Annotated in this window: 20 protein-coding genes; 6 read left to right on the plus strand and 14 right to left on the minus strand. The window is 73.2% G+C overall.

Annotation, left to right across the window (positions count from 1 at the left end):
• Positions 1-38: 38 nt before the first annotated feature.
• Positions 39-1091, plus strand: coding sequence for a LacI family DNA-binding transcriptional regulator (locus KQY30_RS25390; RefSeq protein ID WP_217308815.1), 1053 nt, complete (start codon positions 39-41; stop codon positions 1089-1091).
• Between the two features lie 97 nt (positions 1092-1188).
• Complete coding sequence (locus KQY30_RS25395; protein WP_217308816.1) at positions 1189-1431, plus strand: DUF2277 domain-containing protein; 243 nt, start codon at positions 1189-1191, stop codon at positions 1429-1431.
• Positions 1432-1441: 10 nt separating this feature from the next.
• Here KQY30_RS25395 and KQY30_RS25400 read toward each other — a convergent pair whose 3' ends face one another.
• The 5 genes from KQY30_RS25400 to KQY30_RS25420 all read right to left on the minus strand — a co-directional run bounded on the left by KQY30_RS25400 (position 1442) and on the right by KQY30_RS25420 (position 7680).
• Positions 1442-2110 carry a DedA family protein gene (locus KQY30_RS25400; protein WP_217308817.1) on the minus strand — a complete coding sequence of 223 codons (669 nt, stop codon included), beginning with the start codon at positions 2108-2110 and terminating at the stop codon, positions 1442-1444.
• A gap of 276 nt (positions 2111-2386) precedes the next feature.
• Positions 2387-2833 carry a DoxX family protein gene (locus KQY30_RS25405; RefSeq protein WP_217308818.1) on the minus strand — a complete coding sequence of 149 codons (447 nt, stop codon included), beginning with the start codon at positions 2831-2833 and terminating at the stop codon, positions 2387-2389.
• A 67-nt stretch (positions 2834-2900) separates the two neighbouring features.
• Complete coding sequence (locus KQY30_RS25410) at positions 2901-4916, minus strand: FAD/NAD(P)-binding protein (RefSeq protein WP_217308819.1); 2016 nt, start codon at positions 4914-4916, stop codon at positions 2901-2903.
• A 181-nt stretch (positions 4917-5097) separates the two neighbouring features.
• The gene (locus KQY30_RS25415) at positions 5098-6834 is read right to left on the minus strand and encodes an alkaline phosphatase D family protein (RefSeq protein ID WP_217308820.1); all 1737 of its coding nucleotides are present in this window, start codon (positions 6832-6834) and stop codon (positions 5098-5100) included.
• A gap of 192 nt (positions 6835-7026) precedes the next feature.
• The gene (locus KQY30_RS25420) at positions 7027-7680 is read right to left on the minus strand and encodes an HNH endonuclease family protein (protein ID WP_217308821.1); all 654 of its coding nucleotides are present in this window, start codon (positions 7678-7680) and stop codon (positions 7027-7029) included.
• A gap of 481 nt (positions 7681-8161) precedes the next feature.
• Between KQY30_RS25420 and KQY30_RS25425 the strand changes: the two genes are divergently transcribed.
• Together KQY30_RS25425 and KQY30_RS25430 are read left to right on the plus strand one after the other, a co-directional pair.
• The gene (locus KQY30_RS25425) at positions 8162-8824 is read left to right on the plus strand and encodes a PH domain-containing protein (protein WP_217308822.1); all 663 of its coding nucleotides are present in this window, start codon (positions 8162-8164) and stop codon (positions 8822-8824) included.
• 71 nt (positions 8825-8895) lie between these two features.
• A complete protein-coding gene (locus KQY30_RS25430; protein ID WP_217308823.1) occupies positions 8896-9633 on the plus strand; it encodes an ABC transporter permease in 738 nt (245 codons plus the stop codon).
• 192 nt (positions 9634-9825) lie between these two features.
• On the opposite strand, the gene KQY30_RS25435 is transcribed toward KQY30_RS25430, so the two are convergent.
• Positions 9826-10512: an HAD-IA family hydrolase gene (locus KQY30_RS25435; RefSeq protein ID WP_217308824.1), complete on the minus strand. Its 687-nt coding sequence runs from the start codon at positions 10510-10512 to the stop codon at positions 9826-9828.
• A 153-nt stretch (positions 10513-10665) separates the two neighbouring features.
• Positions 10666-11925 (minus strand): peptidoglycan-binding protein, encoded by a 1260-nt coding sequence (locus KQY30_RS25440; RefSeq protein WP_254407321.1) that lies wholly within the window; start codon positions 11923-11925, stop codon positions 10666-10668.
• A gap of 207 nt (positions 11926-12132) precedes the next feature.
• Between KQY30_RS25440 and KQY30_RS25445 the strand changes: the two genes are divergently transcribed.
• On the plus strand, positions 12133-14184 hold the full coding sequence (locus KQY30_RS25445; protein WP_217308825.1) for an MFS transporter: 2052 nt from the start codon (positions 12133-12135) through the stop codon (positions 14182-14184).
• Between the two features lie 104 nt (positions 14185-14288).
• On the opposite strand, the gene KQY30_RS25450 is transcribed toward KQY30_RS25445, so the two are convergent.
• Both KQY30_RS25450 and KQY30_RS25455 read right to left on the minus strand, forming a co-directional pair.
• Positions 14289-14810, minus strand: coding sequence for a GNAT family N-acetyltransferase (locus tag KQY30_RS25450; RefSeq protein ID WP_217308826.1), 522 nt, complete (start codon positions 14808-14810; stop codon positions 14289-14291).
• 100 nt (positions 14811-14910) lie between these two features.
• A complete protein-coding gene (locus tag KQY30_RS25455; protein ID WP_217311315.1) occupies positions 14911-15579 on the minus strand; it encodes an O-methyltransferase in 669 nt (222 codons plus the stop codon).
• 399 nt (positions 15580-15978) lie between these two features.
• Here KQY30_RS25455 and KQY30_RS25460 point away from each other — a divergent pair, with 399 nt between their 5' ends.
• On the plus strand, positions 15979-18039 hold the full coding sequence (locus KQY30_RS25460; protein ID WP_217308827.1) for a bifunctional glycosyltransferase 87/phosphatase PAP2 family protein: 2061 nt from the start codon (positions 15979-15981) through the stop codon (positions 18037-18039).
• Between the two features lie 8 nt (positions 18040-18047).
• On the opposite strand, the gene KQY30_RS25465 is transcribed toward KQY30_RS25460, so the two are convergent.
• The 5 genes from KQY30_RS25465 to KQY30_RS25485 are packed head-to-tail and all read right to left on the minus strand — an operon-like array spanning position 18048 to position 24274.
• Positions 18048-18944 carry an ECF transporter S component gene (locus KQY30_RS25465; RefSeq protein WP_217308828.1) on the minus strand — a complete coding sequence of 299 codons (897 nt, stop codon included), beginning with the start codon at positions 18942-18944 and terminating at the stop codon, positions 18048-18050.
• Positions 18941-20971: an ATP-binding cassette domain-containing protein gene (locus KQY30_RS25470; protein ID WP_217308829.1), complete on the minus strand. Its 2031-nt coding sequence runs from the start codon at positions 20969-20971 to the stop codon at positions 18941-18943. Before KQY30_RS25470 ends, KQY30_RS25465 begins: the two co-directional genes overlap by 4 nt.
• The gene (locus tag KQY30_RS25475; RefSeq protein WP_254407322.1) at positions 20968-22176 is read right to left on the minus strand and encodes an energy-coupling factor transporter transmembrane protein EcfT; all 1209 of its coding nucleotides are present in this window, start codon (positions 22174-22176) and stop codon (positions 20968-20970) included. Before KQY30_RS25475 ends, KQY30_RS25470 begins: the two co-directional genes overlap by 4 nt.
• A 41-nt stretch (positions 22177-22217) precedes the next feature.
• Positions 22218-22952 (minus strand): SCO2322 family protein, encoded by a 735-nt coding sequence (locus tag KQY30_RS25480; protein ID WP_217308830.1) that lies wholly within the window; start codon positions 22950-22952, stop codon positions 22218-22220.
• Entirely contained in the window at positions 22949-24274 is a 1326-nt protein-coding gene (locus KQY30_RS25485) for a prenyltransferase/squalene oxidase repeat-containing protein (RefSeq protein WP_217308831.1), read from the minus strand. The genes KQY30_RS25480 and KQY30_RS25485 overlap by 4 nt, the downstream gene beginning before the upstream one ends.
• Positions 24275-24753: the final 479 nt, after the last annotated feature.

A 24753-nucleotide genomic window follows, 5' to 3' on the forward strand; every position in this document is an offset into this window, starting at 1 on the left:
CGACTTGCGGTGACTCCCGGTGGCTTATCCTTCGGTCCATGCGTGATGACAGGAGTGCAGGCCGCGTCACCCTGGCCCAGGTGGCTACGCAAGCCGGGGTTTCGCTCTCGACAGTTTCGAAGGTCCTCAACGGGCGTCCCGATGTCGCGGCGCCGACCCGGGTCAAGGTGGAGGCGCTGCTCGAAGAGCACGGGTACCGGCGCTCGGCGCCCGGCGCGCCCGAGGCACCCCTCATCGAGATCGTCTTCCACGAACTGGACAGCACCTGGTCGATGGAGCTGATCAGAGGCGTGCAGAACATCGCCAAGGAGACCGGGGTGAGCGTGGTCCTCACCGAGACCGGCACCCGGCACTCCCCGGGCGCCGACTGGGTCGAGGGGGTGCTGCGGCGGCGCCCGCTCGGGGTGGTGCTGGTCTTCTCGACGCTTCCGGACGACCTCAAGAAGAAGCTGTGGTCCCGGGCCATCCCGTTCGTCATCATCGACCCGGCGGGCGACCCCGAGCCCGATGTGCCCTCGGTCGGGTCGGCCAACTGGGCGGGCGGGCTCGCCGCCACCCGGCATCTCACCGAGCTGGGCCACCGCAGGATCGCGGTGATCACCGGGCCCGAGGACATGATGTGCTCACTGGCGCGGCTCGACGGCTTCCGCTCGGCGATGAGCATGGCCGGCCTCGACGTCGACCCCGAGCTGGTGCGCTTCGGCGACTTCCATGTCGAGTCGGGCCGTACGCACGCGATGGAACTGCTCAGCGCTCCCGACCGGCCGACCGCGATCTTCGCGGGCAGCGACCTCCAGGCGATGGGGGTGATGGAGGCGGCCCGGGTGCTGGGGCTGCGGATCCCGGCGGACCTGTCGGTGGTCGGGTACGACGACATCCCGCTGGCGCAGTGGTCGAGCCCGGCGCTGACGACGGTGGACCAGCCGCTGGTGGCGATGGCGGAGGAGGCGGCGCGGATGCTGCTGAGGCTGCGGAAGTCGGACCAGGCGGACGCGCGGATCGAGTTCGGGACGAGGCTGGTGGTACGGGACAGCACTGCGCGGCTGACACCGGGGCCGTCGGGGTCCGGCGAGATTGAGGGCGGCGGCTGAGGGGGCGCTTGGGGGTGGTGGGCGCTTGAGGGCGGTGGGCGGTGGGGGCGGTGGCCGGGCCGGGGCCACTGTCGTACCCATGGTTCACACTTGGGGCATGTGCCGAAGCATCAAGACCCTCCGTCCGCCCGTCCTCCCCGAAGAGGCCACCGAGGAGGACATCCGGGCCGCCGCGCTCCAGTACGTGCGCAAGGTCTCCGGCTTCCGTGCGCCCGCCGCGCACAACCGCGAGGTCTTCGACCGGGCCGTCGACGAGATCGCGGAGGCGACCGCGCGGCTGCTCCAGGACATCGAGATACGGGGCGCGGGCCAGGCCCGTACGGCTGCGGGAAGCGCCTGACGCGTGCCGGTCAGGCGGCCGGGGCCGGGGTCCGGTCCGGGCGCTTGACTATGTACGCCGCCAGCGCGCCCGCGGCGAACAGCGCCAGCACGGACACCGCCGTGCCGGTCCAGCTCGCGCCCAGCCACTGGCCGCCGAAGTAGCCGAGGCCCGCGCTGTAGCCCGTCCACGCCACGCCCGCCAGCGCCGACCACGGCAGGAACTCCCGCGCCTTGCGGTGCGCCACGCCCGCGCCGATCGAGACGATCGAGCGTCCCGCCGGGACGAAGCGGGCGAGGACGACGAGGATGCCACCGCTTCCGGCGAGCGCGCTCCCCAGCCGTTCCTGCGCGGTGGCCAGCCGGCGTGAGCGCGCGATGGCCAGGCCGAGCCTGCCGCCGCGCCGGGCGATACGGAACGCGAAGAGATCGCCGAGCACGGAGGCACCGGCCGCGCACAGCATCAGGATGAGCAGCGAGGGCACATCGGCGGGTACTTCGGTCGGCACCTGCGCCACCCGGCCCGCCGCTTCCGCGACGGTCACCTCGGCGACGGTCGTCGAGCCCGCCGCGGCTGTGGCGGCCGCCACCACCAGGACACCACTGGGCAGTACGGGCAGGAACACGTCCAGCAGGACGGAGACCCCCACCACCGCGTAGATCCATGGGCTGCCCGTCAGCGACCCCAGACTCTCCAGCACCTTCTCGACTCTCCCCGCCCGTTCCCCGCACGTGCCTGTGACAGTGCCGCGGTCGCAGGGAAGCGGCAGGGCGGCTGCCGTCGTACAGCGTACGCCTGTGCGGTACGGAGAGTGAGGGCGGGGTCGCACGACGCCGACGTCCGGACCTCGTACGGGGTCGGTCCGGTCGTCGGCGGGCGGGCGTGCCACCGGACTCGCCGGGTGTGCCATCAAACATGGCGGGTGTGCCGCCGGACGGAGCGGGTGTGCCACAAGGCCGTGCCACACGGCTCAGGCTCAGGCGGGTACCGCCGTACGCCGTTCCTGCCCGGTCCGCTCGCCCTCGCCGCCGGAGTCCCGCGAGGAGAACAGCCGGTCCAGCGAGAGCGCGCCGGGGCCGGTGAAGACGATCAGCAGGAACGCCCAGCAGAACATGGCGGCGGGCTCGCCGTTGTTCTGCATGGGGAAGAGGCCCTCGGGCTGGTGCACATTGAAGTAGGCGTACGCCATGGAGCCCGAGGACACCAGTGCCGCCACCCGGGTGCCGAGGCCCAGCAGGACAAGACCGCCGCCGACGAGCTGGATGACCGCGGCGAACCCGCCCGGCCACGAGCCCGCGGAAACGGTGTCCTTGCCGAAGAGGCCGAAGAGCGAGGCGGCTCCGTGGCAGGCGAAGAGCAGCCCGACCACGATACGGAACAGCCCTATGGCGTACGGCTGGGCATGGTTGAGGCGTGTGTACATGGGGGGTAGTACTCCTTCGATCGATTGGTCTGGACCGATGAGAAGCTCCCCCTCACGTTAGGCAGACCTAATCAATGCTTGCAAGTTCAACATTTTGCCGGGGATCATTTCGCGCCGAGTCTTCCGCCGGCTCCTCCGTGACCCTGATGTCCGGAGTGCGCAAGATGGCACGTGCCACCGCGTCGGTGTCCGAGAGCATCACCGAGTCGACGCCCGGCCGCGCTCCCGCCGCGGTCACCCAGTGGACCCCTTCCGTGGGCACCCCGAGGGCGAACCTCCGGGGGTGAGGTTCCCCCTGGCGGCCTATCAGGTGGTACGGACGGCGTGTTACATCCAGGCCGCCGGTTTCGTAACCGCCGACGCGGTGCGGCCGGCACTGACCGGTCTTCAGAAGGCGTGACAGCAGGGGGTCGCAGCTCCGTCTCAGATCCGGTTCCGGCAGCCGGGCCTCGATCAGGGTCGTGGCGCGTACGGCGGAGCCCGGCACATCGGGGGACTCGGCCACGAACGCGCCGTCCACCGCCCGTACGGCCGTGCGCGGCCCGATCACATCGAGCACCCCCGCCTCGATCAGCGCGGCCATCTCCTCGATACGGCGGCGCGGCGGGCCGATGGAGAGGAACGCGTTGAGCGGGGTGTACCAGCGGTCGAGATGGTCGCGCCGGGACGAGCCGGCCAGACCGGCGTGGTCCACGATCTGGCGCACCTCGTTCCGTACGTCCCGCAGCACGTCCAGGGCCGCCTTCACCGGGCCCGCGACATTGCCGAGCGCCGCCTCGGCCGCGTCCCGGCGCAGATGGGCCAGCAGCCAGGCGCGGTGATCGGCCGGGTCGCGGAAGGTCTCGCCGCGGTACGGGCGCGAGATCCGGTCCCAGGACCAGCGGGCGTCCGGGGCGATCCCGGCGGCGTCGAGGACGGCGGACTCCTGGGGGCTGCCGTGCGGGGTGGCGAGGAACCGGTCGAGGAACGCCTCCCGGGTGAGCGGTCCGGTGCCGGCGCCGTCCAGCCCGGTGGCGTAGAAGACCGCCTCGACCTCCTTGGCGACCAGCGGCCATATCTCGTCCAGGAAGTCCGGCGGGTCGCCCTCGTCCGCGCGCTTGCGGAACACCGCGATCACATCGGGCGTCAGCACCAGCGGCAGATGCCGCCCCGACGGCCCCTTCGCGTTGTCCCCGCGCGCCTGGTACGGGACTCCGCGCCGCGAACCCGCGTACAACTGCGGCTCGCGCCCGGACGGGTGGTATACGAGAACGCCCTCGGCGTCCCGCGCGAAGATGCCGCCGCGGCCGGCCGTCAGCAGCGCCATGTGGTCGAAGAAATTGAGACCGAGGCCCCGCAGCAGAACCGGTTCGCCCGGCGCGGCCCCGGACAGATCGACATCCGCGGGGTTGGCGGGCGGCAGATAGCGCAGCCGGTGGCGCTCGGCGTACTGCGCGAGGGTCGCCTGGGTCTGGCCGGAAACCACCGGTAGATGGCCCTGTGCGAGCACCACCGCAGAGAGGCCGGAAATCACGGTGCCATTGTCGAGGACGAGCGTTTGAGAGGGCCGGTACGGGGTGGACGAGCGGGAGGTACCGGTTGAACAGGACGCATCGGTGGGCGAGTTCAGGCCATTCGCGCCATCATCCGTGCCGTCGTCGAGGCGGATGGCGCGGGCCTGGTGGACCTTGACCGTCACATTCTCCGGCGCGTTCTCCACTGTTGTGCGGAACGCCCACTCCAGATAGCGGCCGTAGGCGGCGCGGCTCGGATAGTCGTCGGGGCCGAGCCGCTCCTCAGGACGGCTCGCGGCCCACTCGTGCAGGCTCGGGCCCGGACGTATCGGGCCCGCGCACTCGACGCTGGTGTCGGTGAACACGGTCACCTGCGAGGCCACGGTGTTCATCAGCAGCTCGGCCGGCTGATCCGTACGCCACACAAGACCCGCGCCCGGCGGCGCGGGATCGACGAGATGAACGGTCAGCGGCACGTCCGGCGCCAGCTCGGGCACGGACGCGCAAAGTCTTTCCAGGACCGAGGTGCCGCGGGGACCGGCGCCGACGACGGCGAATGAACGGGACTTGGAGGGCCGTGCATCGGACAAAACTGTGACTCCCGGGGCATGTGGGGTACGGGAAGCGGATGGTCCGCATCATCATGCCGCTGCCGACCCGGCAGCCGAAGCCTTGGGCCCAGGATCACGCCTTGTGTGAATGATCACTGAACGCCTGTCAGGACGCCGCCGGCACCGCGCCGCCCGGGGTCCCGCCGGGCACGGCCGGGGATCAGTCGGTCAGGGTTCGCCTGTCTGTGGTTGTCAATTCGGGTGTGCCTTCGTGGGCTTGGGCCTGGGCGAGGGTCAGTTCGGCTGAACGGCCGTGCAGGGTCAGGGTCATGAGCTGGTTGGCGAACCAGGGGCCGCCTGTTTTGTGCCAGGTCATGGGGGAGGCGGCGAGCCGGCCGTGGCGGGTCAGGGAGTGGCCCAGGCGGCGGGCCGCGCGGCTCCAGCCCAGGCGGAAGCCCAGTTTTATCCAGCCGGGGACGGAGTTGTGGACCGGGGAGCAGGTGAGCTGGAGGATCCTCGCGTCCGGGGCGGTGTCGGCCGGCCAGGTGGGTTCGGCCACATAAGCGTGGTGGACGTCGCCGGACAGTACGGACACCGTCGCCGGGGCTCCCGGTCCGCGGCCGGCCTCCGCGATCAGGGCGGACAGCCGCTCGAACGAGGCGGGGAAGGCGGCCCAGTGCTCCAGATCCGCCGCACGGCGCAGCTTCTCACCGAACCGGGCCCAGCGCGGGCCGCGTTCGCCCCGGCAGAGCGCCGCGTCCCAGGACTCGACGTCGTGGATGAAGGGCGGCAGCAGCCAGGGGAGCGAGGTGCCGATGAGGAGATGGTCGTACGGGCCGGGCTCGGAGACGTACGGGCCCGCCCCGGCCGGAAGCCGCGCCTCCTGGTCCTCCGGTGACCCGGCCGTGGCGCGGCCGTCCATTATCTGGTCGCGCACCCACTGCTCCTCGCTCTTGTCGAGCATCGCGCGGCGCGACTCCTCCAGGACCCGGGCGCCCCGCGAGTCGACCATCAGCAGCCGGGTGCGGCCGAAGTCGCGCCGGTAGCTCCAGCGCACACACGCCGGGTCGCGGTCGGCCTCGGCGGCGAACCGCCGTAGCGGAACGGTTCCGTCGGGTTCCGCCCGTACCGCCGCGTACAGCGGGTCCGCCGCCAGTTCCGCCGGGGAGAGGTTGCCGAGGTGCTGGTAGACCCAGTACGACATCAGCCCGCTGAGCAGCCGCTCCTGCCACCACGGCGTCGCCCGCATGTCCGCGAGCCACGCGGCGCTGGTGTTCCAGTCGTCGACCAGGTCGTGGTCGTCGAAGATCATGCAGCTCGGTACGGTGGAGAGCAGCCACCGAACGTCCGGGTCGCCCCAGGACTCGTCGTACAGATAGGTGTACTCCTCGTAGTCCGCGACCTCGGCGCCCGGCGGTTCGGCCGGATCGCGCCGCTCCGCCAGCCGGGCGCGGGTCGCCTCCGAGGTCTCGTCGGCGTACACCTGGTCGCCGAGGAGCAGCAGGACGTCGGGGCGGGCGGCCCCGGGGTCGGCCGCCAGGTGCTTGGCGAGGGTGCCCAGGGCGTCGGGGCCGACCGGATCGGGCTCGCCCTGCGCGGGCGACGCCCACCGGCAGGACCCGAACGAGACGCGCACCTCTCCGGCTTCGGCGGCGGGGTCCGGGCTGCGGATCAGGCTCGGCGGGAAGGCCGCGAAGGCCGGGTCCTCCGGCGGCCAGACCCGGCGGCCGTCGAGAAGCACGTCGTACGCGGTGGCGGTGCCGGGGGTGAGGCCGGTCACCTGGACGAGCGCGTAGTGGTGGCCGGCGACCTGGAACGTACGGGACGTTCCGTACGCGCCGTCCGCGCACCGGACCTCGGCCTCGGCGGGCCGGTCGGCCTCGACCCACACACTCGCCGTACCGCCGCCGTCGAAGTCCACGTACCGCAGCAGCGGTCCCAGGCGCAGTCCGGTCATGATTGCCCTCCTCCGTCGCACCGTAGGGTACGGAACGGCGGAGGAGGGCGGGGAGGCGGTCCCGGCCGGTGTGGGGGGCGGGGAAGAGCCGGGAGCCGGGCCGGTGGGCCCGCGGTGCGGCGGGCGGTGGCGGCCGGGTGCCGGCCGCCGTCCAGGACGGCGGCCGTCAGCGGCCGGTGTCAGCGGCCGGTGTCAGCAGCCGTTCAGGACGCTGGTGAGCGCGCTCTTCTCGGCCGAGTCGACGCTGAGGTTGTAGTAGTACTTCACCTGGACCCAGGCACGGACGTAGGTGCAGCGGTACGCGGTGCGCGGCGGCAGCCACTCGGCCGGGTCGCGGTCGCTCTTCGACTGGTTCACGTTGTCCGTGACGGCGATGAGCTGCGGGCGGGTGAGGTCGTTGGCGAAGGACTGGCGCTGCGAGGTCGACCAGCTACTGGCGCCGGAGGTCCAGGCCTCGGCGAGCGGCACCATGTGGTCGATGTCGACGTCGGACGCGGCGGTCCAGGTGGCGCCGTCGTACTGGGAGTACCAACTGCCGCTGGTGGCCTGGCAGCTCGAGTTCTGCACGACGTTTGAGCCGTCGCGCTTCAGCACGACCTCGCGGGTGTCGCAGGAGCCGGACTGGGTGATCCAGTGCGGGAACAGGTCACGGCTGTAACCGCTGGTGGAACCCTCCGCCCGGACGGTGAGCTGGCCCAGGTAGCTGCGGGCGGTCGCCGCGCTGACCGGGGTGGGCATGGCCGCCTGCGCCGAGGGCGCGGTGAGCAGGGTGGTGGCGGTGGCGAGGGCGGCCGAAGCGGCGAGGACGGCGATACGGGGCATTCGACGCGCGTAGATACCAGACATGCGAACTCCCTTGAGGTGGGGGGAAGCTGACGGGACCGTGCGGGGGGTGGGGTGTACGGGCCGGGCCGCGCGAGACCGCGCGGGTCCGGCCGCCATCGTGGTCGCGGCGGGTTTCCATGGGGTGGGTGCCAGGTAACAGGGTGGCGACATGAGCACGTCACATCAAGAGGCTATGGCCGCCTGGTAGTTCCTGACTGGTGGGCAAGTCGCCTCAATCGGGGCAAAGTTGACGGCGCGGAGGCGGCTGCGCGCGCGGGGGCGCGGGACGGCGCGCGGGGCGCGGGGCGGCGTCGAGGGTACGGGCGGGGCACGGGGGCGCTTGTTCCGCACCGTTCACGGGCACGAATCTGGTCGGCCTCGGAGGGCGGATCCTATACTCCGGCCCCGGCCGGAAACGGATCCGACGGCGTGGGGGTGGGGGATGGGCGTGCAGAGAGTGCCACGTGAATACAGAGTGCGGTCCGGCAGAACGACCGCGTTGATGGCGACCGCGGGCGTGGGGACGGTGTTCGCCGTGCTGCCGCTGTGGCTCGTCGGCATTCCTGTCTGGGCCTCGGCCGCGGTGACCCTGCTCGTGGTGGGACTTCTGGGCTGGCTCATCCATGCGGCGGGGCAGTTGGCCACCGTGGCCGACCTGAAGGGTATCGAGATCCGCGGGTACTTCGGCCGGCGCCGGATCGCCTGGGAGGACATACAGACCATCGAGGCCGCGCCCAATCCCGGTGCGCTCACACAGAACGACGCTCCTTCGATGATCGTCTACGTGTACTCCAGGGACGGCAAGCGGCGCCTGCTTCCCTACGTCGACGACATCCACGTGAACCTGGCGCGGGAGTACCAACTGCTCCACGAGATCTGGGAGGAGCTGCGCGGCCGGGAGTGGGCGCCCGACGCGGACGCGGCGGTTCACATCGCCCGCAGCCAGGCCCGCCATACGGCGCTGATGTTCGGCATGGTGTGCTCGATGCTCTCGTTCATCCCGCTGATGGTCGTGGCGCTGCTTCCCCTCTTCGTCGATTTTCCCGAGTGGGCGGAGCCGGTGATGAATCCCTTCGTCGTCATGGGCGCGGGGCTGCCCGCGGTCTTCGCCGTCACCGCCTTGCTCTCGTACCGGAAGAACCGGAAGAACCGCCCCGCGGGCTGAGTCCGCGGTGCGTGCGTGCCGGGCGTCGCGGGCCAGGGGAGACTTTGCGGACACGCCCTTAGGCTGGGGGCGTGTTGCTGCGGGTCGATGTCACCTTCTGGGTCGTGCTCGGGCTGCTGCTGGTGGCAGCCGTGGGCGTGGCCGCGTTCGCCCGGCTCGGGCGAGCCCGTGAGATCGCGCTCGCGGGGGTACGGGCCGCGGTCCAGCTCGGTGTGGTCTCGCTGCTGATCGGCTGGGTGATCGGGGCGGTCGCGCCCCTGCTCGGCTTTGTGGTGCTGATGTACGCCGTCGCCGTATGGACCGCGGGGCGGCGGGTCACCCGTAATCGGACCTGGTGGTGGGCCGCCCTGCCGATCGGGGCGGGGGTGGCGCCCGTCATGGCCGCGCTGCTGCTGACCGGCGTCGTACCGCTCAAGGGCATCGCGGTGATCCCGGTCGTCGGCATCCTGATCGGCGGCGCGCTCACCGCGACGGTGCTCAGCGGGCGGCGGGCGCTGGACGACCTGCACGCGCGGCGCGGCGAGGTCGAGGCGGGACTCGCGCTCGGGCTGCCGGAACGGGACGCCCGGATGGAGGTGGCCCGGCCCGCGGCGGCGGACGCGCTGCTGCCGGGCCTGGACCAGACGAGAACGGTGGGCCTGGTCACCCTGCCGGGCGCCTTCGTCGGCATGCTCCTGGGCGGCGCGTCCCCGGTACAGGCGGGCGCGGTCCAGCTCTTCGTGCTGGTGGCGCTGATGGCGGTGCAGGCGGTGGCGGTGGCTACGGTGCTGGAACTGGTCGCGCGGGGAAGGCTGCACCGGGACGAGTGAGACGGCGGGGCGATCGTCCGGTGGGGCATTCGTCCGGTGGGTGCGGGGCTGCCGCCGCCGAAGGGTGCGGTGGTCGTCCGGGGCGGTGGCATCGCGTACGTCTACGAGGGCCCCCGCCGGTGGCGGGCCGGGCCGTGCCGACGCCGCGAGCGTGCCGGGCCCCGCGAGCCCGGCAAGACCGGCGAGACCCCCCTACGACCCCGTGTGCAGGCGGATTTCGCCCGTCGGGAGCGCTTCCACCCGTAGTTCCGTCAGGTCCTGGACATGGATGTCCGGGGTCAGTGCCGCGGCCCGCGGGCCCACGCCCACCACGCGCATGCCCGCCGCGCGGGCCGCCGTGATGCCGGCCTCCGAGTCCTCCAGCGCCACACAGTCCTCCGGTGCGAAGCCCAACTCGGCCGCGCCGAGCAGGAAGCCCTCCGGGTGCGGCTTGCTCGCGGCGACGCTCTCGGCGGTGACGCGGATCTTTGGCATCGGGAGCGCGGCCGCCGTCATCCGGGCCTCGGCCAGGGGGACGTTCGCCGAGGTGACCAGGGCGTGCGGCAGCGCGGCGATGGCCGCCATGAACACGGGCGCGCCGGGGATCGGGACGACGCCCTCGGTGTCCGCGGTCTCCTCGGCCAGCATCCGCTCGTTGTCGGCGAGGTTCAGTTCCATGGGCCGGTCGGGCAGCAGGACGGCCATCGTCGCGTACCCCTGGCGGCCGTGGACCACCTTGAGCGCCTCGTCCGGGTCCAGCCCCTGGCCGACCGCCCAGCGCCGCCAGATGCGCTCCACGGCCGCGTCGGAGTTGACGAGGGTGCCGTCCATGTCGAGAAGGAGGGCGCGGGTGGTCAGGACGGAAACGGACGTCGTCGTGGTGGCGGTGGTGGCCGTCATCGGCGGACTCCAGAGGCGCGGGAGCGGGGCTTACGGAACGGAGCAGGCGGAACAGGGGGCGGGACGAGGCGGGCTGGGCAGACAGAAGCGGCTCCGCCCGCCGGTCAGGGTATACGGGCGGAACCACTTTGTTTCGATACTATACAAAGCGGCTCAGTGGCGTCGACCGCGCCCCCGGGTCTCAGCCTCGAGCGCCCGCCGCGTGTTCGGCCCGTACACGCCCTCCGGGTCGCCCTCGATGCCCCTGTACGACTGGTAGATGCGTACGCCGCGCTCGACGCGGTCGTCGTACTGCCCGTCCGCCTGGCCGTAGAACAGCCGGACCTCCTCCAGCCGGTGCTGCAACTCCACCACCTCGGGTCCCGAGTCCCCGGGCCCGAGCGATCCGCCCTGCGGTGCCTGGGAGGGGCGGCGCGTGGGCGGGGGCGGCGCGGACGAAGGGGTCTTCTCCGGGGTGCTGGACGGGAGCGGCGCGGAGGCCGGCGGCGGGTCGGCCGCGGGCGGTACCTCGCTGGGGGTGGGAGTCGCGGAGGGGGAGGGCGTGGCGCTGGGACTGGGGGAGACGGATCGGGCCGGGGACGCCGAGGACTCCGACGGGCCCGACGCTTCCGCGGCACCCACGGTCGGCAGGTCGCGCGTGCGCTCCGGCAGCGCCTGGTCCTGAGGCTCGTCCCGCGAGAACAGTCCGCCCGCGAACGCCGCCGTCCCGATCACCGCCAGTGCCGCCGCGCCGATCACCAGGGCCCGGTACCGCTTGCGGCGCGGCGCCGGCTGGGGGAAGCTCGCGGGCGGCGGTACGGCCGAACCGGGCACGGGGGCGAGGGGCGGCATCGGGCCCGCGGTACGGAGGACCGGCGGCGGCCCGGCGCTGTCGTCGTCCGCGTCGAGCGTCACGTACGGCCGTACGCGCAGCGGGTTGAAGTCCTCGGCCTCGGCGATCTCTTCGGCGGCGGCGCGCTGGAGGCCCGCCTGCCGGGCGGCCTCGGCCTCGGCGATTCCTTCGGCTCCGGCGCGGGCGGTCGCTTCCGCGGCCCCGGCGCCGGTTGCTCCGGCGGCCCGTGCTCCCGTACCCGCCTTGCCCGAGGGCGCCCCGGCTGCCACGCCGGCCGCCGCGGTGCCCTTCGCCGGCGCCACCGCCCCCGGCGCCACCGCCCGCAGCACCATCGTCGTCTCGGCGTCCTGCCGCGCCTCCCGCGTCCCCGCGTTCTGCCGAGCCTGAGCCTGCGTCTGTGCCTGAGTCTGCGTCTGTGTCCGTGCCTGTGTCTGCGACGGCTGCGCTTCCGCGTCCTGACGCACCTCCGCGTCCGGCCGCTGCCGCTCCGCCGCTTCCTTCCGTACCGCCTCGCACCCGCAGCCGGGTCCGCCTCCGGTGGTGCGCGGCGTACCGCATTCGGGACAGAGCTGTCCGGTCAACGTGGGTCCCCTCCCCTTGAACTGCCGCCGATTATGCAGGCCGTGTGAGAACGGTGATGCGCGCCCCCAATCCCTTCGGTCGCCCTCCGGCGGTCCTCCGACGGTCCTCCGGCAGTCCCATGACAGTCCTCCGGCCGCGCTCGGCGGGCCATAACGGGACACAACGGTCAGGATGGAAACCCCCGGTGGATCCAAGGAGATGTCCCGATGGTTCAGCATGTGAGCACCCCCACCGTGCGTCCGGTCCCAGGTGAGGACCGGAGCCAGCCCACCGTCCTGGTCATCATCGGCGCCCTGCTGCTGGGCCTGCTGCTCGCCTCGCTCGATCAGACCATCGTCTCCACCGCGCTGCCGACCATAGTCAGCGACCTCGGCGGTCTTGAGCATCTGTCCTGGGTGGTCACCGCCTATCTGCTGGCGTCGACCGCCGCCACCCCGCTCTGGGGCAAGCTGGGCGACCAGTACGGCCGCAAGCGGCTCTTCCAGATAGCCATCGTCATATTCCTGGCCGGCTCCGCGCTCTGCGGCACGGCCCAGGACATGCCCCAGCTCATCGCCTTCCGCGCGCTCCAGGGACTGGGCGGCGGCGGGCTGATCGTGCTGTCGATGGCGATCGTCGGCGACATCGTCCCGCCGCGCGAACGCGGCCGGTACCAAGGGCTGTTCGGCGCGGTCTTCGGCGTGACCAGTGTGCTCGGCCCGCTGCTCGGCGGCTTCTTCACCCAGGAACTGAGCTGGCGGTGGGTCTTCTACGTCAATCTGCCGATCGGCGTGGTCGCGCTCGCGGTCATCGCCGCCGTCCTGCGCATACCGGCGCACGCGACCCGGCACACCATCGACTACCCCGGCACCTTCCTGATCGCCTCCGTCGCCACCTGCCTCGTCCTCGTCGCCTCGCTCGGCGGTACGACCTGGGCCTGGGGCTCCGCCGAGATCATCGGCCTCGCCGCGCTCGGCGCCGTACTGCTCCTTCTGTTCATGGAAGTCGAGCGACGTGCGGCCGAACCCGTGCTGCCGCCACGGCTGTTCCGGCTCAGGACCTTCACACTCGTCGCGGTCATCAGTTTTGTCGTCGGCTTCGCGATGTTCGGCGCGATGACGTATCTGCCGACGTTCCTTCAGGTCGTCCAGGGCGTGTCCCCCACCATGTCGGGGGTGCATCTGCTGCCCCTGGTGGCCGGGCTGCTGATCACCTCCACCGTGTCCGGGCATCTCGTCAGCCGGACCGGCCGCTGGAAGGCGATACCCGTGCTCGGCGCGGCCGTCACCGCCGTCGGGCTGCTGCTGCTCCATCGGCTGACGGTCACCAGCGGCACCTGGGAGACCAGTGTGTATCTCTTCGTCTTCGGCGCGGGGCTGGGGCTGGTCATGCAGGTCCTGGTGGTGGTCGTGCAGAACGCCGCCAGCTACCGGGACCTGGGCGTCGCCACCTCGGGCGCGACCTTCTTCCGTTCGATCGGCGCGTCCTTCGGCGTCGCGACATTCGGCACGGTCTTCAGCAATCTGCTCGCCGCCCGGCTGACCCATACCCTGGCCGGCCAGCCGCTGCCGCCCGGCGTCGGCCCTGGCCGGCTGTCCTCCGACCCGCGCGCCATCGAACTGCTGCCGCCCGCGCTGCGCGCCGACGTACTGCGTGCGTTCTCGACGTCCATCACCGATGTCTTCCTCTATGCCGTGCCGGTCGTGGTGCTCGCCTTTGTCGTCGCCTGCTTCCTCAAGGAGGAGCCGTTGCGCGGCTCGGTGACGGCGCCCGAGGTCAGCGCGACCCTGGCGGTCAACCCGGTCGAGCGCTCCTCCCGCGACGAGGTCGCCCGCGCGCTCTCGGTGCTGGGCACGCGTGAGGGCCGCCGCCGTATCTACGAGAAGATCACCGCCAAGGCGGGGTACGACCTGCTCCCCGCGGCCAGTTGGCTGCTGCTGCGCATCCGGCGGCAGGGCTCCGTACGGCCCGGGCTGCTGGTGGAGACCCTGCCCGTACCGCTCAGGTCCGTCACCGACGCGTCCCGGCAGGTGGAGGAGCGCGGCCTGGCCCGGCGCGAGGGCCTCGAACTGACGCTGACCGCGCGGGGAGCCGAGACGGCCGAGGCGCTGGCGAAGGCGCGCGAGGAGTCACTGACGGATCTGCTGGGGGACTGGTGGCAGCCGGACCGGCCGGCGGCGGAGCTGGAGCGGCTCGTACGGGACCTCAACAGCGAGCTGTGCGGTTCCACCGGCGAACGCCCGTCGGCTCCGACCCCGCCGAGGGACCACGCGGCCTGAACCGCGGCGCTCACGGGATCACGGGGCCCGCCGTGTCACGGGGCCCGCGGCATCAAGGGGCCCGTCGCGTCATCGGGGCCCGCCGCGTCACCGCGCTCGTCGCGTCACAGGGCCCGTCGCCCGGTCCGGGCGGGGAGTTCCTTGCCGTACCAGATCTCGCTGTACGGGCCCGGCTCGCCGTACGGCGGGATCTCCCGGAAGCCGTGCTTCGCGTACAGCCCCCGCGCCTCGACCAGGTCGAGCCGGGTGTCGAGTACGAGCCGCCGGGCCCCGAGCCGTACCGCCGCCTCCTCCAGGGCGGCCAGCAGTGCCCCGCCGCCTCCGGTACCGCGTACGGCGGGGCTCACATACACCCGGGTCAGCTCCGCCGTCTCCCCGTCCCCGTCCAGCAGCCGCAGCCCGCCGCAGGCCTCGGCCCGACCGCCGTACCGGCCGACGACGAACTCCCCGGTGGGCGGCACGAGTCGGCCGACCGGGTCGGCCGGGTCGTTCATGAGGCCCTGGTCGATCTCGGCCTCGGTCGCGGGGCGCCCCCAATAACGGCCGGCCACCTCGGCGTAGTAGGCGCGGCGGAGGCGGGAGGCGTCGGGGGAGGCGAAGGGTTCGGGGTGTACGGACCAGGTCATGGCCGTATCGCTATCAGGCGGCGGGGCTTTCCGGCCAGCGGATTACGGGCCCACGAGGATCCGCCGTACAGGGCCCCGTCCGTACCGACGTACCGCCCGCTCAGGCAAGCACCCGCGCCAGCGCGAAACCGTCGTACCCCTTGGTGCCCACCGTCTGGACCGCGGTCGCGGAGAGACGGGGGTTGGCCGCCATCAGCTCGGTCATACGCCGGGTGCCCACCACTGAGGGGTCGTCGCTCGACGCGTCGGTGACGGCTCCGTTCCGTACGACGTTGTCCACGACGATGACGCTGCCGGGGCGGGTCAGCTTCAGCGACCACTCCAGATAGTGCGGATTGTTGCGCTTGTCCGCGTCGATGAACACGAAGTCGAACGGACCCGCGCCCTCGGCCTCCAGCACCGGGAGCGTCTCCAGCGCCGGTCCCGTCCTCACCTCGGCGATCTTGTCGAGCCCGGCCCTGGCGAGGCTGGCGCGGGCGACCTCGGCGTGCGCCGGGTCGTACTCCAGGGAGATCAGCCGGCCGTCGTCGGGCAGCGCGCGGCCGAGCCAGATGGTGCTGTAGCCGCCGAGGGTGCCGATCTCCAGGACTGTACGGGCGCCCTGGATACGGGCGAGGAGGTGCAGCAGTTTGCCTTGGTTCGGGGCGACATTGATGGCGGGCAGGCCGGCCGCGTCGGCGGTGGTGAGCGCCGCGGTGAGCGCTTCGTCGGCGGGGGCGAGCTGATCGGTGAAGTAACGGTCGACCGCGGTCCACTGCTCCTGGGACATGTGCGACATGGGTGCCTCTCGTCCGTACGCGGGTGTGCCGAGTTAGTTTCTGCTGGGAACATACCCCAGTGGCCGGTCGCGGCAATGGCCCCCGGCATACCGGCCGGTGGCCGGAACGTGCCTGTTCCGTCAGCATGTGACCTGCCTGGTGCGGTTACGGCTTCCGCCGCTCCCGGGAGCCGCGGCGCCGTCTCGCGTACCGTCCCCGTAGCCGTCCTAAACCCCGGAGCGAAGGGCATCGGCGCGAAACAGGGGTGACAGTCAGGCGAAGAGGGGGTTGCCTGAGTCTTCCCGAGGGGGCAGTGCGAGGCTCTTGCCCCAGGGACGGCGGTCACAGCCGGCGGACACGGCGGTCACGGCCGGCGGTCCCGGCGGTTTCGGACGGAGGGTCGGCGCGGCGTGGTGAATGCGGAGCACAGTGTGCACGGCGGTGCGGCGGCGGGCGGCGCGCGAACGGGCTTCGGCACGGCCCGCGCGATGCTCTGGCTGCTCGCCGCCGTACTGGCGGTCAGACAGGCGGCGGCCGTCCTGAGACAGCCGCCCGGCCGGCGGCTCACCGATCTGGAGACCTGGATCGGCGAGAACGGCGTGCTGCACATGACGGGCTCGCTGTACGACACCGAGAAGTTCACCGGGACGCCGTTCGCGGGGCTGGTGCTCAAACCGCTGTCGCGCGCGGCCCAGGAGAGCCTCGGCATCGCGTGGACCTTCGGGACGCTGCTGCTGGTCGTCGCTCTCGGCCTGGTCGTCGCCCGCGCGCTCCCGGGCCGGATCTCCCGCCGTACGGGACTGCTCGCCGCGCCCGTCACGATCAGCCTGCTCATGCTGTCCCTGCCCGTGCGCAACAGCTTCTATCTCGGCCAGACCAGCATCATCCCCGTCCTGCTGGTGCTGGTCGGCTGTTTCGTCGTACGCGGCGAACGCGGCTCCGGCGTTCTGGTGGGGATCGGCGCGGCCCTCCAGCCCGCCGTTCTGCTCTTCGCGCCCCTGCTCTGGCTGACGGGCCGCAAGAAGGCGGCCGTCGCGTCGGCGGGGACCTTCGCGGTCTGTACGGCGCTGGCCTGGACGGCACTGCCGGGCGACTCATGGGCGTACTGGGTGCACCATGTCGCGGGAGCGGGTCTCGGCGAGCGCCCCGACAGTCTCGCCAACCAGTCACTGCACGGCGCGCTGCTCCGGCTGGGACTGACCGGCCCGCTGGAGATCGTGCTCTTCGTCGCCCTCGCGGCGGCCGTCGTCTTCTTCGGGCTGCGCCGCGCGGTCCGTTACGCCAGGGACGGGCAGCTTCTGCTCGCGGTGGCGCTGACCGGCTGTGCGGCGATCGCGGTCTCGCCCACCGCCTGGCAGCACCAGCTTCTGTGGGTGCTGCTGGCCCTCGTCGGCCGGGTCGGTACGCGGGCCAGGGACCGGCTGGTGTGGCCGGCGGTGGTGGTGCTGGTGATGACCCTGCCGGGGAAGATGCTGCTGCCGAATCTGGAGGCGCTGTATCCGCTGCGGGACAACGTACCGCTGCTCGCGGCGCTCGCGGCGGCCTGCGCGGTGCCGTTCCTGACCCGCGCCTCGCCGTACTTCGAACAGCCCGTCGCGACCGAGTACGCGCGGCCGGTGCCCGCGCGCTGGCGCCGGATCCCGCTGCTGCCGTTCTGGCGGCGGCTGCTCGGCCGCCCCAATCTGCTGCTCGAACTGCTCGTTATCCGCGTCGGCTACTCCGTCTACTCCCATATCCGGCTCGCCGCGACCGGGGGGCGCGAGGCCGCCGAGGCGCACGGCCGCGAGATCGTCGCCGTCGAACGGGCACTGGGCATCGACATCGAGCACACGCTCAACCACGCGGCCGTGAAGGCGGAGTGGGTGGGGAACTTCCTCAACTTCTACTACACCTCCTTCCACTTCGTGGTGCCGCTGACGATCCTCGGCGTCCTCTACGTACGCCGGCCCGCCGACTACCGCTGGGCCCGTTCCTCGCTCGGCTTCGCCACCGTCCTGGCGCTGCTCGGCTTCTGGCTCTACCCGCTGGCGCCGCCGCGGCTGATGCCGGGGATGGGGTTCATCGACACGGTGCACGGGCCGCAGGATCTGACGAACCCGGACTACGGGGCGCTGACCGCGCTCACCAACCAGTACGCGGCGATGCCCTCGCTGCACTTCGGGTGGTCGCTGTGGTGCGGGCTGGTGATCGTGGTGCTGGCGCCGAAGACCTGGATGAAGCTTCTCGGGCTGCTCCATCCGCTCTTCACGGTCTGCGCGATCGTGGCCACGGCCAACCACTGGGTGCTGGACGCGGTGGGCGGGGCGGCGGTCGTAGGGGCGGGCTTCGGGCTGACGTACGTACTGGCGGGGCCGAGGAAGCTGCTGCCGAAGGCGGCGGAGCGGCCGGATCCGTTCCCGAAGGGCGCGGGTGCGGGTGTTCCTGCCGGCGGTGATGTTCCTGCCGGCGGTGCGATACGGGAGTCGGGGTAGTCCGGCGCTCAGCTCAGCGCGGCGGGCGGCGCGGGCGCATCGGGCCCCTCGGGCGCCGCGGGCGGCTGCGGCTCGGGTGGCTCCGGTGCCTCGAAGACCGGTTCCGCGTCGAACACCGCCCTGCGGGTCGCCCGGCGCAGCGCCTTGAGTACGGTCGCGCCGACCGTCAGTGTCAGTACGACCGTGAGCACGGCCCGGCCCAGGTCCCAGCCCAGCGAGGTCGCCGCACAGTACGCGAGGAAGCGGACCAGGTTCTCGTGCAGCGGGTCGCCCGGGTGGAAGGAGATCCCGGACGAGGGCCCGCCGAGCCCGCCGATGGTGGTCCAGCCCTGGAGGTTGGTGACCGTACCGTACGCGAACGCCGCGCCCGCCCCGTACAGCGCCAGCATCAGCAGCTCGCCGCGCCCGCGCAGCCGGTCGGGCCCCGGCAGCAGCCCCGCGCCCATGGTGAACCAGCCCATCGCCAGCATCTGGAACGGCATCCACGGCCCCACCCCGCCGGTCAGCAGCGCGGACGCGAACAGGGTGACCGAGCCGAGCACGAAGCCGAATCCGGGCCCCAGGACCCGGCCGCTCAGCACCATCAGGAAGAACATCGGCTCCAGTCCGGCCGTGCCCGCCCCGAGCGGGCGCAGCGCCGCGCCCACGGCGGCCAGTACCCCGAGCATCGCCACGGCCTTGGCGTCGAGACCGGAGTCGGCGATCGTCGCGACCACGACCGCGACGAGGAGGGGGAGCAGGGCGGCGAAGAGCCAGGGCGCGTCCTGGGAGTGGGCGAGGCCGGACGCCGGGTCGGCGAGCAGCGGCCAGCCGAAGGCGGCGATCCCGATCGCGGTGACGAGGACGAGGGCGCAGACGGCACGGGGGCCGAGACGTACGGGGCGGGCCCGCCGGGTCGACGTCACTCGGGGGCCTCGCCGTATTCCCGCAGGGCGGCGCGTACCTGATTGACCGTCAGCCACGCGCTCGGCGCCATGACCTTCGCGACCTGGGGTGCGAACGCCGGTGACGACACGACCACGTGGGCCGTCGGGCCGTCCGCGACGATCTCTCCGTCGGCCAGGATGACCACACGGTGGGCCAGTTCGGCGGCCAGTTCGACATCGTGCGTGGCCAGGACGATCGCGTGCCCGTCGGCGGCGAGTGCGCGCAGCACACCGACGAGGCGAGCCTTGGCGGCGTAGTCCAGACCGCGGGTCGGCTCGTCCAGGAGCACCAGGCGGGGCCGCCCGGTCAGTACGACGGCGAGGGCCAGCGCGAGCCGCTGCCCCTCGGACAGATCACGCGGATGCGTCTCGTCCGCCACCTCCGGCAGCAGCTCCCGCACCAGCTCCCGGCAACTGCCCGGCGCGGCGCCCGCGTCGGCGTCCGCCGCGGCGCACTCGGCGGCGACGGTGTCGGCGTACAGCAGATCGCGCGGCTCCTGCGGTACGAGTCCGACCTCGCGGATCAGCTCGCGCGGCGGGGTACGGTGCGGCGCCCGGCCGCTGACGAGCACGGAGCCGGCTGAGGGCGCGACCATCCCGACCATGGTGCCGAGGAGGGTCGACTTCCCGGCCCCGTTGCGCCCCATCAACGCGACGGCCTCCCCGGCGCCGACGGTCAACGACACCTGCCGCAGAGCCTCGACGCGCCCACGCCGAACGGTGAGCCCGGCAACGGCGACGAGGGGCCCGCCCGACCGCGCGGACGGCGCCGCGCCGCCGCCACGCCGCCACAACAGCCGCCCGAACCGGGCCCGCCGGAAGGCAACGCGCGGCTCGGCGCCAGGCGCCACCTTGTCGGGTGCCACGTCGACAGGTGCCTTTCCGGCTGTCGCTACCTCGGCGGGCGCCACCCCGCCCGGGGGTGCCGTGGCGGGTGGGGCCCCGTCACGGGGTGCTTCGCCGGTGGCGGTCTCGCCGGTCGGCGCATCAAAGGAGCTGGCCGGGGCGGATGCCTTCCCGGCGGGCGCCACCCCGTCCGGGGCGGGACCGGCCGGTGCCTTTCCAGCGGGCACCACCTCGGCGGGTGCCACCCCGGCGGGCGATGCGGCATCCGTCGGCGCGTCCTCGGCGGCACGCGCCGCCCCGGCACGCACGGTCGCAGCCGACGGCCTCCCCGGTGTCGGTTCCCGGTTCGCCAGGTGGTCGCGCAGTGCCGTCGCCCTGCGTCTCGCGTCCCGGACCGACAGCGGCAGCGGGTCCCAGGCGTTCAGGCGGCCCAGGGCCACCACCGGGGGGTGTACCGGGGACATCGCCATGATCTCGGTCGGGGTGCCCGCCACCGGGGCCTGGCCGGGGCCCGGGAGCAGGATGACCTGGTCCGCGTACTGGACCACGCGTTCCAGGCGGTGTTCGGCCAGCAGGACCGTTGTGCCCAGGTCGTGGACCAGGCGTTGCAGGACCGCCAGGACCTCTTCCGCCGCCGCGGGGTCCAGCGCCGAGGTCGGTTCGTCGAGGACCAGGACCCTGGGGTGCGGGGTCAGGACCGAGCCGATCGCGACGCGCTGCCGCTGGCCTCCCGAGAGCGTGGCGATCGGGCGGTCGCGGAGGTCGGCCAGGCCCAGCAGGTCGAGCGTCTCCTCGACCCTGCGCCGCATCACATCGGCCGGCAGGCCCAACGACTCCATGCCGTAGGCGAGTTCGTCCTCGACCGTGTCCGTGACGAAATGGGCCAGCGGATCCTGGCCCACCGTGCCGACCAGATCGGCGAGTTCACGCGGCCGGTGGGTACGGGTGTCGCGCCCGCCGACCGTGACCCGGCCGCGCAGGGTGCCGCCGGTGAAGTGCGGGACCAGGCCGGACACCGTACCGAGCAGCGTCGACTTGCCGGAGCCCGACTCGCCCACCAGCAGCACGAGTTCGCCCTCGGGCACCGTGAGGTCGACCCCGCTGACCGCGGGCGCGGCGGCGTCGCCGTACACCACCGACACCTGATCGAACCGGATCACGGACCACTCTCCCCGGCCGGAGGTACGGGCGTGATCCACGCCGGCAGCAGCCCCAGCAGCACCCCCGCCGCCGGCCACAGCGGCAGCGCCGGCGCCGTCAGCGGTACGACACCCGGGTGCAGCGCCCCGGGATCCACCGTGTCCGCGACGGCCATCAGCGTCGCGACCGCCGCGCCCGACCCGGCGACCAGCCACGCGCGTACGCCCCACCGGTCGGGCCGGTAGCGGGTACGGACCGACCGCCGGCCGCCCAGCCACAGCCCGCCCACCGCCGTGGCGAGCCCCGCGGCCAGCAGCGGCAGCCCGTATCCCGCGCCCGCCGTGGCGAGCAGACCGTACGAACCCGCGCAGACACCCAGCAGCCCGCCGAGGGTGAGCGCGGTGGTGGTGTGCCGTACGAGGGGCGGGACTTGGGCCGTACGTCCGTACCCCCGCGCGTCCATCGACGCCGCGACCGCCACCGAACGCTCCAACGCCCCTTCCAGCACCGGCAGTCCGATCCGCAGGAGAGCGCCGAACCCGCCGGCGGGACGGCCGCGCAGTCTGCGGGCGGTGCGCAGCCGGGCCGCGTCGGCGACCATGTTCGGCGCGAAGGTCATGGCCACCACGACCGCGACCCCCGCCTCGTACAGCGCGCCCGGCAGCGACTTGAGCAGCCGGGCCGGATTGGCGAGCGCGTTCGCGGCGCCGACACAGATCAGCAGGGTGGCCAGCTTGGCGCCGTCGTACAGCGCGAAGACGAGCTGTTCGGCGGTCACCCGGCCGCCGATCCGGATCCCCGCCGCCCAGCCGGGCAAGGGCACTTCGGGCAGGGTGAACAGCGGATGCGAACCGGGGACCGGCGAGCCGAGCAGCACCGAGAACAGCAGCCGGACGACCAGGACCGCCAGCCCGAGCCTGACGAACGCGGCGTACGAACGGGCCCAGGGCGCGTCGGTACGGCGGGCCGCCACCACATAGCCCGCCACCCCGACGAGCAGCGCCAGGAGGAGGGGGTTGGCCGTACGGGACGCGGCGGTGGCCAGACCGAGCGCCCAGAGCCACCAGGCCCCGGCGTGCAGGGCGTTGGAGCGGGTGGCCTCGGGCGCGCGCAGCGCGGAGGGACGGCCGGGACGGCTCGCGGTACGGCCCGCCGCACGGAGCGCGGAGGTACGCGGCGCGGTCGTACGCGGCGTGGAGGTTCGCGGCGTCGTGGGCCTGGTCATGGCGTACGGCTCGGGCTCATCGCGGACGCCTCGCGGGCCGGTCATCCGCGCCGGCGACGGGCCCGGCGGAGACCGGCGGCGGCGAGGACGAGAACGGCGGCGGCCCCGGCGACCAGGCCGAGGGAGGGACCGCTGTCGCCCTCGGGCTCGGGATGGGAGCCGGGCTCGGTGGGTGCCGGGGCGCCGGAGGACGTCGCTGCACCGGAGTCCGTGGCAGTGGCGGACGCGTCGGTCCGGGTCGTACTGTCGTCCGCCACCTGCTCTCCGCACCCCGACTCCGGATACCCGGATATCGCGCAGAGCAGGGCGTTGGCGTCGTACCGCAGCGGCTTCGCGACCGCCGCCAGCGCCTCCGCCGCCGTCGCGTCCTCGCCGAGCCGGGCGCACCCGGCGCGGGAAGCGGGCGGGCGCTCGCCGTCCGGGGCGTCGGCGGCCGTGCCGTAGTCCACGACCACGGCGACCCGCTTGCGCCCGGCTTCCCCGGGAGTGGCGCCGCAGACCGCCGTGAAGCCGGACTCGTCGCGCGGCCGGGACGCGTCCGCGCTGTCCGCGCTCACCGCGAAACGGAAGCCCACGACTGTGCCGTCGGCGGGGCGTGCCGTGGCCGGGCCCTGGGTGGCATAGGTCCAGGCGCCGCCGTCGCTCTCCCAGAACGACCAGTAACGGTAGCCCGCCGCCTGGGCGTTCCCGGTCCCCAGGACCAGCGTGGTGCCCAGGACGAACGCGCCGACCAGAGCCGCGTACACCAGCAGCCGGGAGTGCCGCGCGCCGCTCATGGCTGCTCGCTTCTCTTGCGCTCGCTGATCAGGAAGGGCACGCTCGCGCAGACCACCACCGCGATCCCGAGTATCCACAGGATTCCGCCGTCACGACCGCTGTTGCCGACGCTGCCGGTGACCGCCGCCGCGGGGGCGGGCACGGAGGCCATGGCCGTCGGCCTGGGCCCGGTCGCGTTCAGCCGTTCGACGAGGTCGATCCCGCCGAAGTTGCGCGGGTCCGTGCCCGTGGCGTGCGCGGCGAAGATGAGCTGGGCGTAGGCGGCCGGGCCGTTCTCCTGCGCCCAGGCACCCGAATTCTCCTTCAGCCACTCCAGGGCGCCCGAGGCCTGGTCCCCGTATCCGGCGGCCGTCAGCGCGACGACGGCGTCCGCCGTGTTGCCCGTGTCCGGCAGCGGCTCGCTCTCCTCCGCGCCCGGCATCGGCGGCTGGTCGAGATGCCCCTTCGCGGCGAGCGCGGACGCCAGATAGGCGGCGCCGTTCCGGGCGACCCGCTCAGGACCGGGATCGGCCGTCGGCACACAGACCGGCGCGGGGCCCGCCTGTACCGGCCACGCCATCATCCGCTTGCCGAGTCCGCCGAGCACCGCCGCGGCGGTGGCATCGTCATTGGCGGTCAACTCGCCCGCCTTGTCCGGCTGGTACGCGAAGGCCCCCGCGTCCGCGCCCTCCGCCGCGTCGCACGGAATGGCGAGGGCGACCAGCGCGTCGTACGCGTTCCTGCCCTCGGACGACCGGACGGCGCTGGGCCGTACCCCGGAGGTGGTCAGCGCGCCGATCACCAGCGAGGTGGAGTTCGTGTCGGTCGGTGTGCCGGGCAGATAGCCCCAGCCGCCGTCCTTGTTCTGCACGGACCGCAGCCAGCCCAACGCCCTCTCCATGGCGGGCCGTTGACCGCCGAGCGTGGAGAGCGCCTGGACGGCGGCGGCGGTGGCGTTGGAGTCGACCGCCGTCTTCGCGTCGCAGGGGACGGCGGGGTCGGGGCGGTACGCGGGGAACGCGCCGCTGGCGCACTGCTGGCCCTTCAGCCAGGCGACGGCCCGGTCCGCCGGGCGCACCCCGGCCGCGAACTGCGCCGTCATCGCCAGGGACTGGCGCCACACACCGTCGTAGGCGGGGTCCTTCTTGCCGTACAGCCCCGGCGGGAGGGCGGCGGGCGCGGGGGCCGGTACGGAGGGGGACGGCGAGGCGTCGGGGGAGCCGGTGGGGGAGGGGGCCGGGGAGACGGGGACATCGCCTCCCGCCACGGCGGCCGGCGCGAAGGCCACACCGAGCAGGGCGGATACGGCGAGCGCCGCTGCACAGCGGCGAACGGTGGTCATGACGGGCCTCTCCTGCGGGAGCCGGCGCGGGCACACCACCGCCCCTTCCGGCGGGGCCGGCCCGCGCCATGACGGGCCGTTCACCCCTGCCGGTCGCGGCACTGGGCACCGGACTCCGGCTCCGTAATCCTCGACGATGCCGGCCACCGGCGGTTTCCGGTGGCACGAGCCGGTCACGACCGCGTACGAGGCGTTCCGGCTGCGCCACCGGGCGGGGGCGGCTCACGGTTGCGGGTCAGCGCCGGTTTCGCACCGGCTTTCCCCCGTACGGGCATGATGACGACCCGTCCACTCTATCGGCCGCGTACGACGCTCCGGCGCCGGGACCGCCGGGACCGCCGGGACCGCCGGGCGTACGGGCCGGGGGTGCGGACCGGGCTCCCGTACTGCGTCCGGCGGGCGCCCGGTCCGCACCCCGGCCCCCGCGCACCGCGCCCCGGCGCGTACTCGTCCCGTACCCCCTGACCCGCCCCGGCCCC

The organism is Streptomyces sp. GMY02 (assembly GCF_019056675.1).
GTDB lineage: Bacteria > Actinomycetota > Actinomycetes > Streptomycetales > Streptomycetaceae > Streptomyces > Streptomyces odonnellii.